Source organism: Loktanella salsilacus, from assembly GCF_024206795.1.
Lineage (GTDB): Bacteria > Pseudomonadota > Alphaproteobacteria > Rhodobacterales > Rhodobacteraceae > Loktanella > Loktanella salsilacus.
Genome location: NZ_CP072994.1, coordinates 1,981,370 through 1,995,835, shown reverse-complemented (window position 1 = coordinate 1,995,835; position 14,466 = coordinate 1,981,370). Strand labels below are relative to the sequence as shown.

The window sequence follows — 14,466 nt, the reverse complement described above, 5'->3', positions numbered from 1 at the left end:
CGGCGCGGGGGAATACTCCCGCGCCGGTTTTATTTAGGTTTGACGCAGCCTTGCGTCACTTTCTTCACGTGAATGGTCGCCGGGAATGCCCCGCTGCGTGACCATCACGCCGACTTTGACAAACCCCGCGCAGGAATTGCCATGACCGATACCACGAACGCCCCCGCGGCGCCCTCGAACCCGCCGCCAAGTCAGGCAGCCCGCAAAGGCGCCTGGTCGCGCTTTTTGACAGCGACAGAGCTGGACACACGCCTGATCGGCATGGTCGCGGCCCTGATCCTGATCTGGGGCGGCTTTCATATGTATGGCGTTCTGGTCAACGGGCAGGGCTTTTTCCTGACGCCCCGCAACCTGTGGAACCTGAGCGTTCAGACAGCAAGCATCGGCATCATGGCCACCGGCATGGTGCTGGTCATCATCACCCGCCACATTGACCTGTCCGTCGGATCCATCCTTGGCTTTACCGCCATTCTGATGGGCATGATGCAGGTTAACATCCTGCCGCAGTATCTGGGCCTTGGTCATCCGGCGATCTGGATCATCACGGTCGTCTTCGGCATCATTTGCGGCATGATGATCGGTGGCTTTCAGGGCGCGCTGGTCGCTTATGGCGGCATCCCGGCGTTCATCGTCACCCTTGGCGGCCTACTGGTCTGGCGCGGCTGCGCCTTTCTTGTGGCACGGGGGGAGACGATTTCCCCTGTGGACGCGACCTTTTCCTTGCTGGGCGGCGGACCTTACGGGTCGGTTGGCGCAACAGGATCGTGGATCGTTGGCTTGATCATCTGCGCCGGCATCGTGTTCATGATCGTGAACGGGCGCCGTCAGCGCACCAAGTTTGAATTCGCCAAGCGCCCTTACTGGGCCGATACCTTCCTTGCGGTCCTTGGCTGCGCTGCCACCGTTGGTGCCGTGCTGCTGGTCAATTCCTACTACTGGCCCAAGGGCATCGTGAAGCAGTACATCGCGGCGAACGACCTGAACGTCGAAGCAGAGACGCTGTTCATCAGCCATGGTTTCGCCATCCCCGTGCTGGTGCTGGTCGTCGTTGCTGTCACGATGAACTTTGTGATGAACAACACCCGCTTTGGCCGCTACGTGTTTGCCATCGGCGGCAACCCAGAAGCTGCCGCGCTGGCAGGCATCGACACCAAGTGGATGACGGTCAAGATCTTCGCGATCATGGGCGGTCTAGCTGGCCTGTCGGCTGTCGTCGCCTCGGCCCGTCTGAACTCTGCCACCAACGCGCTTGGGACACTGGACGAGCTTTACGTCATCGCCGCAGCCGTCATTGGCGGCACCTCGCTTGCGGGCGGTGTCGGCACGATCTTTGGCGCGATCCTTGGCGCGCTGGTCATGCAGTCGCTGCAGTCCGGCATGGTGCTGATCGGCTTTGACGCTGGCATGCAGCAGGTCGTCGTGGGTTCCGTGCTGGTGCTGGCCGTGTTCCTTGACATCCTTTATCGTCGCAAATCCAAGTAAGGGCCTGATAACATGAGTGCAAATACCCCTATCGACCGCACCGGCACCCCGCTTGTCGAAATGCGCAATATGTCGATTTCCTTCGGCGGCATTCAGGCCGTGGATGACGTCAGCATCGATTTGTACCCCGGTGAAGTTGTTGGCCTTTTGGGCCACAACGGCGCTGGCAAGTCGACGCTGATCAAGATCCTGTCCGGTGCCTATGCCGCCGACAGCGGAGAGATCTATGTCAACGGCGAGAAAGCCACCATCGACAACCCCCGCGATGCGCGGACCTATAACATCGAGACGATCTACCAGACCCTCGCGCTGGCTGATAACCTTGATGCGGCGTCCAACCTGTTTCTGGGCCGCGAGCTGACGACCAAATTCGGCATGGTCGACGACGCGCAGATGGAAGCGGAATGCCGCAAGATCATGCATCGCCTGAACCCGAACTTCCGCAAGTTCAGCGAGCCGGTCAGCGCCTTATCCGGCGGTCAGCGCCAGTCCGTCGCCATCGCCCGCGCGGTGTATTTCGACGCCAAGATCCTGATCATGGACGAACCCACAGCGGCCCTTGGTCCGCAGGAAACCCAGATGGTCGCGGAACTGGTGCAGGAGCTCAAGCGTCAAGGTCTGGGCATCTTCTTGATTTCCCACGATATCGCTGACGTGATGGAGCTGTGCGACCGCGTGTCCGTCATGAAAAACGGCCAGTTGGTCGGGACTGAAAAGGTCGAGGACGTGACAGACGACGACATCCTTGGCATGATCATCCTTGGCAAGAAACCCGGCGCAAAGGCAGCTTAAATGTATATCGGACTAGATCTCGGGACATCCGGGCTCAAGGGCATCGTCATTGACGATGCCCAAGTCGTTTTGGCGGAAGCCACTGCGCCCCTGACCGTGCAACGCCCCCATGACGGCTGGTCAGAGCAGCGGCCCGCCGATTGGATTACAGCGGCAGAGGCGGTCTTGGATAGCCTTGCGACCCAGGTCGATATGTCCGCCGTGCGCGGCATCGGCCTGTCGGGCCATATGCACGGCGCGACCCTTCTGGGCGCAGACGACGCGGTCCTGCGGCCATGCATCTTGTGGAACGACACACGGTCCGCGGCCGAGGCAGCAGAGCTGGACGCGAACCCCTATTTTCGCCGCCTCACCGGCAATATCGTGTTCCCAGGCTTTACCGCGCCAAAGCTGGCATGGGTCCGAAACAACGAACCTGATACATTCAAAAAGGTCGCCAAGGTCCTGTTGCCAAAGGATTACCTGCGTCTGTGGTTGACGGGTGAACATGTGGCAGAGATGTCCGACGCCGCAGGCACCAGCTGGCTGGACGTCGGCACGCGGGATTGGTCGGACGAGCTGCTGTCGGCCACTGGTCTGACCCGCGATCACATGCCGCGCCTTGTCGAAGGCTCTGCCGTGTCGGGCAAAGTCCGCGCGGCACTGGGGGGCCGTTGGGGCCTTGGCGATGTCGTTGTTGCAGGTGGCGGCGGTGACAATGCGGCCAGCGCCGTGGGCGTCGGGATCGTAAAGCCGGGGCAGGCGTTTGTCTCGCTCGGCACCTCTGGCGTGCTGTTTGCGGCGTCGTCGAACTATCAGCCTGATGCGGCCAGCGCGGTGCATACCTTTTGCCACGCGCTGCCGGACACATGGCACCAGATGGGCGTCATCCTTGCCGCTGCTGATGCGCTGAACTGGTGGGCCGGTGTCGCGGACGAAGACGCGGCGACGTTGACCGGATCCTTGGGCACGCTGCAAGCCCCGTCGCGCACCCTGTTCCTGCCGTACCTAGGCGGTGAACGCACGCCGCATAATGATGCCAAAATCCGCGGGCAATTCCTGCATCTGGACCACGCGACAGACCGCACCGCCATGACCCGCGCGGTATTGGAAGGCGTCACGCATGCCTTCCGCGATAGCTTTGACGCGCTGACCGGCACCGGTACCCGCATCGACCGCCTGATTGGCGTCGGCGGCGGCACCAAGTCGGATTACTGGGTGCAAGCCATCGCCACATCGCTGGGGCTGCCGGTCGATTTGCCCGTGGCGGGCGATTTCGGCGGTGCCTTTGGCGCGGCGCGTTTGGGGCTGATGGCGGCAACTGGTGCAGGTGTCGAGGCCTGCGGCACGCCGCCCATCGCACGCACGGTGGAGCCTATCGCGGCGCTGCGGGATGACTTTAATGCGGCCCATGCGCGGTATGGCGCGGGCTATGCGGCGCTGCGCGGGTTGGCCTAGCGTTTAGCGGAAAGCGGGTTGGGGGGCGCTGCCCCCGGCCTGCGGCCTCCCCCGAGGTATTTTTGACCAGAAGAATGACGGACCGGCCACGGGAGTGGGCGGTCTTTTTTCGTGCGGATTTTTTGGAGGGGTGGCGCGGCGGCGCGGGGGGCTGCGCCTTAAGAGGTGAGGGCCGCCCGCGGTGTGGCGGGCGGCCCTTTGGGTTTAGTTCAGTTCGGTTTCGTATTCGCTGGCAAGGCGGGCGTTGACGGCGTCAACGGAGGCCAGCAGCGCGTCGAGGGCTTCGGGGCCGCCATCAACGTTTTCGCGGAACCAGTCCTGCACCGGGGCGGCGGCGTCTTGGAACGCTTGCTTTTCCTCAGGCGTGGGAACGTAGACTTCGCCGCCAGCGGCCGTGAAGGCGGCATAGGCGTCGATGGATTTACGCTTGGGCGAGGCGAAGGTCGCCTGCTGCAGCTGATAGAAGCCGTCAGCGACGATCTTGCGCATGTCTTCTGGCATATCCATGAACTTGGCGTTGTTCATGAACCACAGTGCGCCCATGTAGGCGTGCTGGTCCAGCGTCAGATACTTCAGGCCTGCGTCTGGGAATTTCATCGACATGATGTCGGTGATACCGTTTGCAGTGCCTTCGACGACGCCGGTTTGCAGCGATGTGAACAGTTCGGGCCATGGAATAGCGGTTGGTGCAGCGCCCCATGCGGTCGCCAGAACCTGCGGCAGTTCAGCCGGGACGGTGCGGATTTTCAGGCCAGCCAGGTCTTCTGGCGTGTGAATGGTTTTGTTGACGTTGGCCACGTTGCGCCAGCCGCCGGTGTTGCCGATGGTCATCAGGCGGATCGCGTCGCCAGAGCTTTCGCGGACCATGTCGCGCATCGTGGCGATGAAGGGCGAGCCGTTGTCGAGCACGGATTCGGCCACGCGGTCGTCAGCCATCAGGTAGGGCAGATCGAGGACCTGCACGAAGGGGAACAGCGAGGCCGTGCCGCCGGATGTCGCGATGTAGATGTCGATGGAGCCTTCGGCGACGCCTTCAAGGCATTCCTCGCCGGTGGCGCAGAGCTGGGTGCCGATGAACATTTCGACTTCGATCGCGCCGTTTGACGCGGCTTCGACGTAGTTCTTGAACACGACCAGACCGTCGTAGTCTTCGTCATTTTCGTTGCTGTTGGCGGTCGCGCGTAGGGTATAGGTCGCGTCTTGCGCCCAGGCTGTTGCGGCTGTGCTGGTCAGCAGGGCGGCGGTCAGTGCGCCGGTGATCAGGTGTTTCATTGGTCTCTCTCCCTTGGTGATTTTCGTGCAGTGTCGCGTCAGTTGGCGAAGCCAGTCAAGCGCGGAATCGTCATAGATATCGCGGGGATATAGGTGATCAGAAAGATCACCGCGATCTCGACCGCGAGGAAAGGCAGGATGGCTTTTGCGATGGTTTCGACCCGTTCGCCCGACACCGTCGAGGTGACGAAAAGCACCAGTCCCATGGGCGGTGTTGCAAGGCCAACAGTCAGGTTGACCGACATGATCATCGCAAAGTGGATCGGGTCGACGCCGAGCGAAACGAAGATCGGGCCAAGGATCGGGCCGAGGATGATGATCGCGGGACCTGCATCAAGGAACATGCCGACGACGAACAGCAGGATGTTGATTAGGAACAGCAGGATCAGCGGGTTGCTGGACAGGGACAGCATGAAATCGGCAAGGATCTCTGGCGCGTAGGACAGGGATACCACGGTCTTGAACGCGACAGCCGCGCCCACCAGCAGCAGCACGGCGGCGGTGCCAAGGGCGGATTTGCCCAACACGGCCCACAGGTCCGCAAGAGTCATGGACCGCAGCACCACAAAGCTGACCACCAGCGCATAGGCCACGGCGACGGCAGAGGCCTCTGTCGGGGTGAAGACGCCGATCAGGATACCGCCAAGGATGATGATGGGGGTCTGCATCGGGGCCACGGCCTTTTTGCAGATCAGGCGGAAATCGTGGCTGACGCGTTTGCGGTAGCCCAGCAGGATCAGGTGGGCGGGGATCAGCATGATCCCGAACAGCAGCAGGCCGGGGACCGCACCTGCGCCGGGGATAAGGCCGGCAACCGCATACATGATATAGGCAAAGTTCAGGCGCAGCAGGGCAAAGCTGACCCAGTATTCGACGCGGCTGATGGTCTGGCCGGGGTGGACGATGCGTTCTGCCTTGGGAAGGTCATAGCAGTCGGCCATGAACCAGACCGTTGCCATCAGGCCAAGGCCGATCAGGATGCCCGGCACGATGCCCGCAAGGAACAAGGCAGCGACAGACTCGCCCATGACATAGGCGTAGATGATCATGATGCCGGACGGCGGGATGATCGGGCCAATGACGGAACTGGCAGCGGTGATCGCAGCGGCAAAGCGGCGGGTATAGCCGTTCTGCTCCATCGCGGGGATCAGGGTAGAGCCGAGAGCCGAGACGTCGGCCACGGCAGAGCCGGACATGCCCGCGAACAGAAAGCTGGACAGGATATTCACATGGGCCAGACCGCCGCGCAAATGCCCGATGAAGGCTTGGGAGAATTCCACCAGGCGCATCGTGATGCCGCCCCGGTTCATGATTTCGCCGGCCAGCATAAAGAAGGGCAGCGCCATCAGCGGGAAGCTGTCCATGCCGTTGTAAAGATTGCGGTATAGGCCCGCGACGACATTGCGGGCGTCGCCTTCGATCATGATCATCGCGATGGGGGACACCATCAGCGCAAAGACGATGGGCAGGCCGAAAAGGATTAGGATCAGGAAAAGGGGAAGGAATAAAAGCAGCATTATTCAGCCATCACAGTCTTATCGGCCAGCGGTGTCAGCCGATCGGCCCCGCCCAGCAGGGTAATGATCTGGCGCAGCATCAGTTCGATGTTCACAAGGATCAGCAGGGTGACGCCCACGAAGAGCGAGGCGAACATCCATTGGTTCTTGAACTTGATGCTTTCGCCGCCGAATAGGTCCAGTGGCACACGCAGGGACGGCATGGTGCCGCGCCCGGACAGGCTAAAGACGTGGTTATTCAGGCCGCGGTCCCACATGACGCACAGCACCCAAAGCGATAGGGACAGCAGCACAAGGGTCAGGATACCAGCGGCAATGCGGGGTAGGGCGCGTTCGACCATGTCAATCGCGACAAAGCCGCCCTGACGGTAGGCGACGGGGGCCATCAGCCCGGTCATCCACAGCATGCCAAAGCGCGCGGCCTCTTCGGTCCAGCGCGGGGCGTCGTTCAGGACATAGCGGAAAAACACCTGCCCCAGAATGAAGCAGACCATCGCTGCAAGCAGCGCAACAGCGATTGTCCGGCCGACGGCCAGCAATCCGGTGTTCAGACGTTGCAAGGGCCAAAGGACCCCAAACAGGACCGGCATGCCGGCTCCTCCCCTGTTGTGCCCAGTGCGGGCGTGGCCGATTTTTCGGCGAAAAATCAGGTAGGGGGGCCAGCCCCCCGTCGCTGCGCGCCTCCCCCCGAGATATTTTTAACCAGGAGAAGGCGGATATCGTTAGTCTGTCTGCGTGAAGGCACCGTATTTGCCCGCGTGGAACACAAGCGGGTCACCGCCGCCGTGGTGGGCCTTGGTGACTCGGCCGACGACGATGACGTGATCGCCTGCGTCATGGGTGGCTTCTAGGTTGCATTCAAAGGTCGCCAAAGCGCCTTCGATGATCGGCATACCGCAGTGGGACAGGTGCATCGGTACCTTAGAGATCGCGGTCTTCGACCCGATAATCGCCGTGCAGATATCGCGCTGATCGGCGGATAGGACATGCACGGCAAAGCGGCGCGCGCCGGCGAAATGCTCGAACCGTTTGCTGGATTTTGCCGGCGACCACAGCACCATGGGCGGGTCAAGCGACACGCTGGCAAAGCTGTTGGCGACGATGGCGACCGGACCGTCTGGGCTGTCGGTCGTGATCACCGTCACGCCGGTGACAAATGTGCCCAAAGCGCCGCGAAAGCTGTCCGCGTCGCTGGCGGGATCGAACGTGCTGATTGTACCTGCGTCCATTTATGCAACCTCGTGTCCGAGGGCGGCGGTATAGAGCTGATACCACGCCTGACGGCTCATTTTAACTTTCATGGCGTCCGCCAGTGTGGCGATACGGCTCAGCGTATTGGTGCCCATGACGGGCAGAATATTCGCAGGATGCGCCAGCAACCAAGCCACCGCAATGGCCGCTGTGTCGGTGCCGAACTCTTCTGCCATTTGGGTCATCAAGGCGTGCAGATTTGGCCCGCCAGCGCTGTCCATCAGCCGGCCGCCGCCAAGGGGCGACCATGCCATGATCGGCTTGGCGTGCTGCTGCAGGTGCGCGACATCGCCGTTCACGAAGGGCGCGATGTTGGCGAGCGACAGTTCGATCTGGTTGGTCGACAGCGGGGTGTCCATGCCGGATTGCAGCAAGGACCAGTCCCACGGGCGAAAGTTCGACACGCCGACGGCGCGCACCTTGCCGGATGCGACCAGATCGTCCAGCGCGCGGCCGGTTTCCAGGTGGTCCATCAGCGGATCGGGGCGGTGGATCAGCAGCATGTCGATTTTATCGATGCCCATCAGCGACAGCGACGCATCAACCGACGCGTTAATATAGGCGCGGCTGGTGTCGTAATGCTTGACCGTCGCGCCAGCGTGGCGGCCAGCGTCGATCACGATGTCGCACTTGGTCACGACCTCGATCTTGTCCTTCAGGGCGGGGGCCGCTTTGAGCGCCGCGCCCATGATTTCCTCGGCCATGTACCCGCCATAGATGTCGGCCTGATCCATCGTGGTGATGCCTTGGTCAAGGCAGGCTTCGATCTTGGCCTGCACATGCGCGGGGCTGGTGTCATCGTCATCGCCAAGGCGCCACATGCCATAGACGATGCGGCTGAATTCAACGGAATCGGTGATCTTGATGCGGTTCATATCCGGGGTCCTGCGCCAAGCGGCGTCTGCGGTGTGGTCGTTGGCACCCGGCCATAAGCTTCGGGCAGTGAACAAGTTTTCAAGTGCGGCATGACGCGGCTGCCGAAGTGCTGCGCCTCTTCGATATGCGGATAACCAGAGAAGATGAAGGCGCGGATGCCCATCTTTTGGTAATCTTCGATCTTGGACATAATCTGATCCGTGGACCCGACAAGCGCTGCGCCGCAACCGGACCGCGCGCGGCCAATGCCGGTCCACAGGCCCGGTTCGGTATAGCCAAATTGGTCGGCCAATTCGCGGGCGCGTGCCTGATGGGCGACGCCAAGGCTGATGCTGTCATGGGCGCGGTCGCGGATCAGTTTGCCGTATTCGTCGTCCAGCTTGCTGGCGATATATTCGGCGTATTCCCTCGCCTCGGCCTCTGTGTCGCGCACGATCATGTGGACGCGCAGACCGTAATCCAGCGTGCGGCCGTGGGCTTCGGCGCGGGCATGAACGTCTTTCATGCGCTGCGCCAGAACGTCCTTGGTTTCCGGCCACATCAGATAGACGTCGCATTGTGCGCCGCACAGTTCCAGCGCATCGGGGGAATAGCCGCCGAAATACAGCAGCGGGCCACCCGTCTGATAGGGCGTCGCAGGTTCAGTAGGAACGTCTTTGAAATCATAGACTTCGCCGCTGAAGTTAATCTTGTCCCGCGTCCAAGCCTGACGCAAAATCTCGACCACTTCGTGGCTGCGGCGATAGCGAAATGCGCTGTCGGCCTTTTCGCCCGGGAAATCGCTGCTGATCACGTTCAGGGTCAAACGGCCCTTTAGCATGTGGTCCAGCGTGGCGACGGTGCGGGCCAGCATGATCGGCTGCATTTCCCCGCACCGGATGGCGGCAAGAAAGTTGATGCGGTCTGTCAGCGGGGCCATGGCGGCGACATAGGACAGCGTGTCTTGGCCGACCTGATAGGACGACGGGGCCAGCAGGTTGCGAAATCCCTGACGCTCTGCCTCTAGGCCAATGTCGCGGCAATGCTCCCAGCTGGAACGCAGATCGCCGTCTGGTACGCCCAGGAATTGGTAGTCATCAGAGCATAGCGCAGAGAACCAGGACACCTCTGCTGCGTCTAAATCGCGGCTGGTGACGGGGACAACAGTATCGGTCATGGCGGCTCCTCCCGCTGGTGTTGGGGCTTGCATAGCATGGGATTTGGAGTGTAACAATAGTGTATCAATTTGGAATATTACTGTGCCGCCCAAGCCCCCTTTGCCCAAATACGTGCAGGTCAGCGAACGTCTGATCCGTGAAATCGCAGCGGGCCACTTGGCCGATGGCACCCGGCTGCCAAATGAACGCACGATGGCGCAGGATCTGGATTTATCCGTAGGAACACTGCGCAAGGCCCTGGCATTGCTGACAGAACAAGGATTGCTGGTTCGCGTCCAAGGTTCGGGGAATTACATCCGCCAGCGCCCTGATGTGCAGTCGGTCTATAGCTTCTTTCGCCTTGAACGCCCCAATGGCGGCGGCTTGCCAACGGCCACCGTGCTGGACGTGACGCTTTGCCCAAAACCGCAGGATGCATCCGCTTTTGGTGCCGCCGCGCAAGGCTGGCGTATCCGCCGTTTGCGCCGGATTGACGATGTGCCGATCGCGGTCGAGGAGATTTGGCTGGACGCCGCCCGCGCGGCGCGGCTGTCGGCGGATGATCTGTCGGATTCGCTGTATCGCCATTATCGCGACCGGCTTGGGCTGGTGATCACTTCTGTCGAAGACCGCATTGGTTTGCGCGCTGTGCCAGATTGGGCCCCGCCGGATTTTGCGGTGAAACCGGGCACGATGTCGGCCCATATCTCGCGCGTCAGCCGGGCTGCGGACGGCGCACGGGCAGAGTTTTCACGCACATGGTTCGATCATGAAAGGGCGCGGTACGTATCGCGCATGGGACGAGGATAAAATGTCGAAAGTAATGAACTACGGGCTGATTGGCTGCGGGATGATGGCGCAAGAGCATGTGCGCAACATTGCCTTGCTGCCGGATGCCGCCGTCGCGGTCGTTTACGATCCGGTGGATGATCTGGCGCAGGCCGCAGCGCGCCTTGCGGGCGGCGCACGCGTCGCGGCCAGCCTTGACGATCTGTTGGGGCAGGCGGATTTGGACGCGCTGGTCATCGTCAGCCCCAACGACTGCCACCTGCCGCAACTGCGCCAGATCGTGGCGCAGCGCCCACTGCCGATCCTGTGCGAAAAGCCGCTGTTCGTGGACCCTGCCGAGGCGGCAGAGGTCGAAGAGCTGTTCCGTGATTACCCGCACCCGGTTTGGGTCGCGATGGAATACCGCTACATGCCCCCGGTTTCTGCCTTTGTGGCGCAGGCCGAGGCTGCGACAGGCGGCATCAAGATGCTGACCATCCGCGAACACCGCTTTCCGTTCCTGCCCAAGATCGGCGACTGGAACCGCTTTAACGCCCGTACCGGCGGCACGCTGGTGGAAAAGTGCTGCCACTTCTTCGACCTGATGCGGCTGATCGTGCAGTCAGAGCCGGTGCGCATCATGGCCAGCGGCGGGCAGGCGGCGAACCATCTGGACGAATCCTATGACGGGCAAACGCCTGATATCTGGGACAACGCCTTTGTCATCGTCGACTTTGCCAATGGCACCCGCGCCATGCTGGAACTGTGCATGTTCGCCGAAGGCGCCCGTTTCCAAGAGGAAATCTGCGCCCTTGGCCCGCAAGGCAAGATCGAAGTGCAGGTGCCCGGTCCCGGCCGGTTCTGGCCGCCCGCCTTGGGCGCGGCCCCGATCCCAACGCTGACGGTCAGCCCCCGCGATCCCAAGGGGCCGTATACGGTGGAAATCCCCGTTGATCCGCTTTTGCTAGAGGCCGGCGATCATAACGGCGCGACCTTCTATCAGCACCAGCGTTTTGCCGCTGCCGTGCGGGCAGAGGCGGGCGTGGAGGTCACAGTCAAAGACGGCGCGATGGCCGTGCGTATGGGCATGGCAGCCCAGCAATCCGCGCTGACCGGTCAAGCGGTCACGCTGATCTAAGACTTTTCGCACGAATAGTCCTAACGTGGGGAGGATGTCTCATCCGAAACATCCTCCCCCCTGTCGCTTAGCCCTGCGTCTTTTTCCAATCGCGGGCGATTTTACCCGCCAGCGACCATTTGTGCACTTCGGTCGGCCCGTCATAAATCCGGAACGCGCGGATTTCGCGGAATACTTTTTCCACGATGGTGTCTGCAGTCACGCCTTGGCCGCCCATGACCTGCACGCAGTTGTCGGCGACGCGCATCAGCGCCTCTGACACCGCGACCTTGGTCATTGACGACTCCGTCGTGCCGTAAGCACCGCTGTCCAGCACATCGGCGCACCACAGCGTCATCAGCTCTGCCTGTTTCAAATCGATGCGGTTCTGCGCGAGCATAAAGCCGACGCCTTCGTGTTCGATCAGCGGTTTACCAAAGGCGTGCCGGCGGTTGGCGTAGTCGGTCGCGATTTCCTGCGCCCGCACGCAGGCCCCCAGCCAGCGCATACAATGCGACAGCCGCGCCGGGGCAAGGCGGACTTGGGCATAGCGAAAGCCTTCGCCAGCGGCGCCCAGCATCTGATCGGCTGGCAGGCGCAGGTTGTCGATCTCGATCTCGGCATGGCCGCCAGGCATGGAGTTGTCGATGGTATCAAGGATGCGCACTGTCTTGATCGCCGGGTGCGGCAGGTCCACCAGGAACATGCAGGCCCCGTCATCGGATTTCGCCATGACGATGCCGACCTTCGCCCCCACGGCCCCGGTGATATAGGTTTTGCGCCCGTTGATGACCCAGTGATTGCCATCGGGCTTGCAGGTCGTCTGCATCATCGACGGATCAGACCCCGCGCCGCCGTCCGGTTCGGTCATGAAAAAGGCGGAACGCGCATCGCCTGAGACGAGGGGTTTGAGGAAGCGTTCCTTTAGGTCGTCGCTGGCGACTTTGCCCAGCAGAAACATATTGCCTTCATCCGGCGCGGCGGTGTTCAGCGCAACAGGGCCTAGCGGCGACAGGCCAGAGCGGATCAGCACGGCCGCCGTTTCGCGCTGGGTCAAATGCCCAGTGCCGCCGGGGATATGCGGCGTCATCAGCCCGGCAGCGCGGGCGCGGTCGCGCAGATCGGCGACCAGTTCCTCTGACGGGCCATGCGCGCCTTGGCGCGGGTCTTGCTCGAACGGGGCGACGACGTCGCGCACGAAGGCTTCGACTTTGTCGGCAAGGTCCAGCGCGCGGTCGCTGATGCCGCGGCGTTCCAACAGCGCGCTCATTTCGGGGCCATGCGGATGGCGCCGTCAAGGCGGATGACTTCACCGTTCAGCATGATGTTGTCGACGATGGACAGCACCAGCTTGGCATAATCCGCCGGATCACCAAGGCGGGGCGGAAAGGGCACTTGGCGGCCAAGGCTTTCCTGTGCGTCGGCGGGCAGGCTTTCCATCAAGGGCGTCAGGAACAGCCCCGGCGCGATGGTCATCACGCGGATGCCAAAGCGCGCCATTTCCCGCGCCACGGGCAAGGTCATCGCCGCAATGCCGCCTTTGGAGGCCGCATAGGCCGCTTGCCCGATCTGCCCGTCATAGGCCGCGACCGAGGCAGTGTTGATGATCACGCCGCGTTCTTCGTTCTGGGGGCCCAGCGGGTCCAGCCGCTGCATTGCCGCCGCGGCCTGCGCCATGACGTTAAAGCTGCCCGCAAGGTTCACGTTCACGGTGGCCATAAAGTCGGCGAGCGGCAAAGCGTCCCCGTTGCGGTTCACAACCTTGGCGGGCGGGGCGATTCCGGCGCAATTCACCACGATGCGGGCAGGGCCATGGGCTGCTGCCGCATTAATGATCGCCTGCGCGACACTGGCGGGATCGGTGACATCGGTTTGGCAAAAGGTGCCGCCGATCTGCTGCGCGATCGCTTGGCCTGCTTCGGCGTTGCGATCAAAGATCGCGACCTTTGCGCCTGCGGCCGCCATGGCGCGTGCTGTCGCGGCCCCCAGGCCAGAGGCCCCGCCGGCCACGATGGCGGCTTGCTGTGATATGTTCATGGTGTTCCCTCCCTTGTACGCGTCGCGCTGCGCTTTGGCGGAGTGTGGCACTGTGGCCAAGGAAAGGTCCAGAGGGGGATCGGGCGGATTGTTGTGCGGGCAGGGTGACGGGGGCCAGCCCCCGGCGCTGCGCGCCTCCCCCGAGGTATTTTTGACCAGAAGAAGGGGGAGCGGGGCGGCGCGCCGCTGTGCGGGACGCGCTGCCGGAATGACGTGGTTAGCGGCCTAGCTTGCGCGCGATGTCTTCGGCCAGTTGTGCGACAGCACTGCCTTGGGCGGCGATGGCACCGGGGATGTCCGGGGTGGCCATGGGCACGGAATAGGCGAAGTTGTGGCTGCTATTGGCAAAATCGATCCCGTCGCCGCCAATGTAGTATTGGCCCGCAAGGCGGAAGGTACCGGTGACGGCGCTGCCCAGCATATCGGACACGCGCACATCGACAGCCACATCCGGCAGCCCGGCAAAGGGCCAAGGATCGGGGCCGACGTTGGCGTTCAGGATATCGCCGACGCCTTGTGTCAGGGCCAGCGTCACGCTGCGGGACGGATCGTCGGCGGACAGCAGATCACCGTCAGAGGTGATGACGCCCGGCGCGGTTTCCAGCGCGATTTCCTCGGCTGCGGCATAGGTCGGCAGTGACACCGTGCGGATCATGACCGATCCGACACTGGCGCGCAGGCTGGCGGTGGGCTCCACCGCGGGCATGTTCAGCCGGGTGACGGTGCTGCCGCAGGCGGTCGCGGTCAGCAGGGCGGCAAGGGTGAGGGTGGTTTTCAGCAT

General features: G+C 62.4%; 14 protein-coding genes. 5 read left to right on the top strand and 9 right to left on the bottom strand.

The features are described 5' to 3' along the window. The first annotated feature begins 141 nt into the window (after window positions 1-141). From KBW81_RS09790 to xylB, 3 genes are read left to right on the top strand one after another with little or no spacing between them, the layout of a single operon-like run. The gene (locus tag KBW81_RS09790; protein WP_090189918.1) at window positions 142-1,482 is read left to right on the top strand and encodes a sugar ABC transporter permease; all 1,341 of its coding nucleotides are present in this window, start codon (window positions 142-144) and stop codon (window positions 1,480-1,482) included. A gap of 12 nt (window positions 1,483-1,494) precedes the next feature. After that, entirely contained in the window at window positions 1,495-2,274 is a 780-nt protein-coding gene (locus tag KBW81_RS09785; RefSeq protein ID WP_090189772.1) for an ATP-binding cassette domain-containing protein, read from the top strand. Then, window positions 2,275-3,711, top strand: a complete 1,437-nt coding sequence (xylB, locus tag KBW81_RS09780) for a xylulokinase (RefSeq protein ID WP_254247028.1) — start codon at window positions 2,275-2,277, stop codon at window positions 3,709-3,711. A 204-nt stretch (window positions 3,712-3,915) separates the two neighbouring features. Here xylB and KBW81_RS09775 read toward each other — a convergent pair whose 3' ends face one another. From KBW81_RS09775 to KBW81_RS09750, 6 genes are all read right to left on the bottom strand, one after another. Beyond that, complete coding sequence (locus KBW81_RS09775; protein WP_254247027.1) at window positions 3,916-4,983, bottom strand: TRAP transporter substrate-binding protein; 1,068 nt, start codon at window positions 4,981-4,983, stop codon at window positions 3,916-3,918. Window positions 4,984-5,021: 38 nt separating this feature from the next. Beyond that, the gene (locus KBW81_RS09770) at window positions 5,022-6,500 is read right to left on the bottom strand and encodes a TRAP transporter large permease (RefSeq protein ID WP_254247026.1); all 1,479 of its coding nucleotides are present in this window, start codon (window positions 6,498-6,500) and stop codon (window positions 5,022-5,024) included. After that, on the bottom strand, window positions 6,500-7,090 hold the full coding sequence (locus tag KBW81_RS09765) for a TRAP transporter small permease (protein ID WP_254247025.1): 591 nt from the start codon (window positions 7,088-7,090) through the stop codon (window positions 6,500-6,502). Before KBW81_RS09765 ends, KBW81_RS09770 begins: the two co-directional genes overlap by 1 nt. Window positions 7,091-7,222: 132 nt before the next feature. After that, window positions 7,223-7,729, bottom strand: coding sequence for a flavin reductase family protein (locus KBW81_RS09760; RefSeq protein WP_175499305.1), 507 nt, complete (start codon window positions 7,727-7,729; stop codon window positions 7,223-7,225). After that, the gene (locus tag KBW81_RS09755; RefSeq protein ID WP_254247024.1) at window positions 7,730-8,626 is read right to left on the bottom strand and encodes an aldo/keto reductase; all 897 of its coding nucleotides are present in this window, start codon (window positions 8,624-8,626) and stop codon (window positions 7,730-7,732) included. Then, window positions 8,623-9,783, bottom strand: a complete 1,161-nt coding sequence (locus KBW81_RS09750) for an LLM class flavin-dependent oxidoreductase (protein WP_254247023.1) — start codon at window positions 9,781-9,783, stop codon at window positions 8,623-8,625. Before KBW81_RS09750 ends, KBW81_RS09755 begins: the two co-directional genes overlap by 4 nt. 82 nt (window positions 9,784-9,865) lie before the next feature. Here KBW81_RS09750 and KBW81_RS09745 point away from each other — a divergent pair, with 82 nt between their 5' ends. Together KBW81_RS09745 and KBW81_RS09740 are read left to right on the top strand one after the other, a co-directional pair. Further along, entirely contained in the window at window positions 9,866-10,573 is a 708-nt protein-coding gene (locus KBW81_RS09745; RefSeq protein WP_254247022.1) for a GntR family transcriptional regulator, read from the top strand. Window position 10,574: 1 nt separating this feature from the next. Beyond that, a complete protein-coding gene (locus KBW81_RS09740) occupies window positions 10,575-11,669 on the top strand; it encodes a Gfo/Idh/MocA family protein (protein WP_254247021.1) in 1,095 nt (364 codons plus the stop codon). A 67-nt stretch (window positions 11,670-11,736) separates the two neighbouring features. Here the strand turns inward: KBW81_RS09740 and KBW81_RS09735 are convergent, their stop codons facing one another. The 3 genes from KBW81_RS09735 to KBW81_RS09725 all read right to left on the bottom strand — a co-directional run bounded on the left by KBW81_RS09735 (window position 11,737) and on the right by KBW81_RS09725 (window position 14,466). Next, window positions 11,737-12,918 (bottom strand): acyl-CoA dehydrogenase family protein, encoded by a 1,182-nt coding sequence (locus KBW81_RS09735; protein WP_254247020.1) that lies wholly within the window; start codon window positions 12,916-12,918, stop codon window positions 11,737-11,739. Next, entirely contained in the window at window positions 12,915-13,685 is a 771-nt protein-coding gene (locus KBW81_RS09730) for an SDR family NAD(P)-dependent oxidoreductase (protein WP_254247019.1), read from the bottom strand. Before KBW81_RS09730 ends, KBW81_RS09735 begins: the two co-directional genes overlap by 4 nt. Before the next feature lie 217 nt (window positions 13,686-13,902). After that, on the bottom strand, window positions 13,903-14,466 hold the full coding sequence (locus KBW81_RS09725) for a PqiC family protein (RefSeq protein ID WP_090191294.1): 564 nt from the start codon (window positions 14,464-14,466) through the stop codon (window positions 13,903-13,905).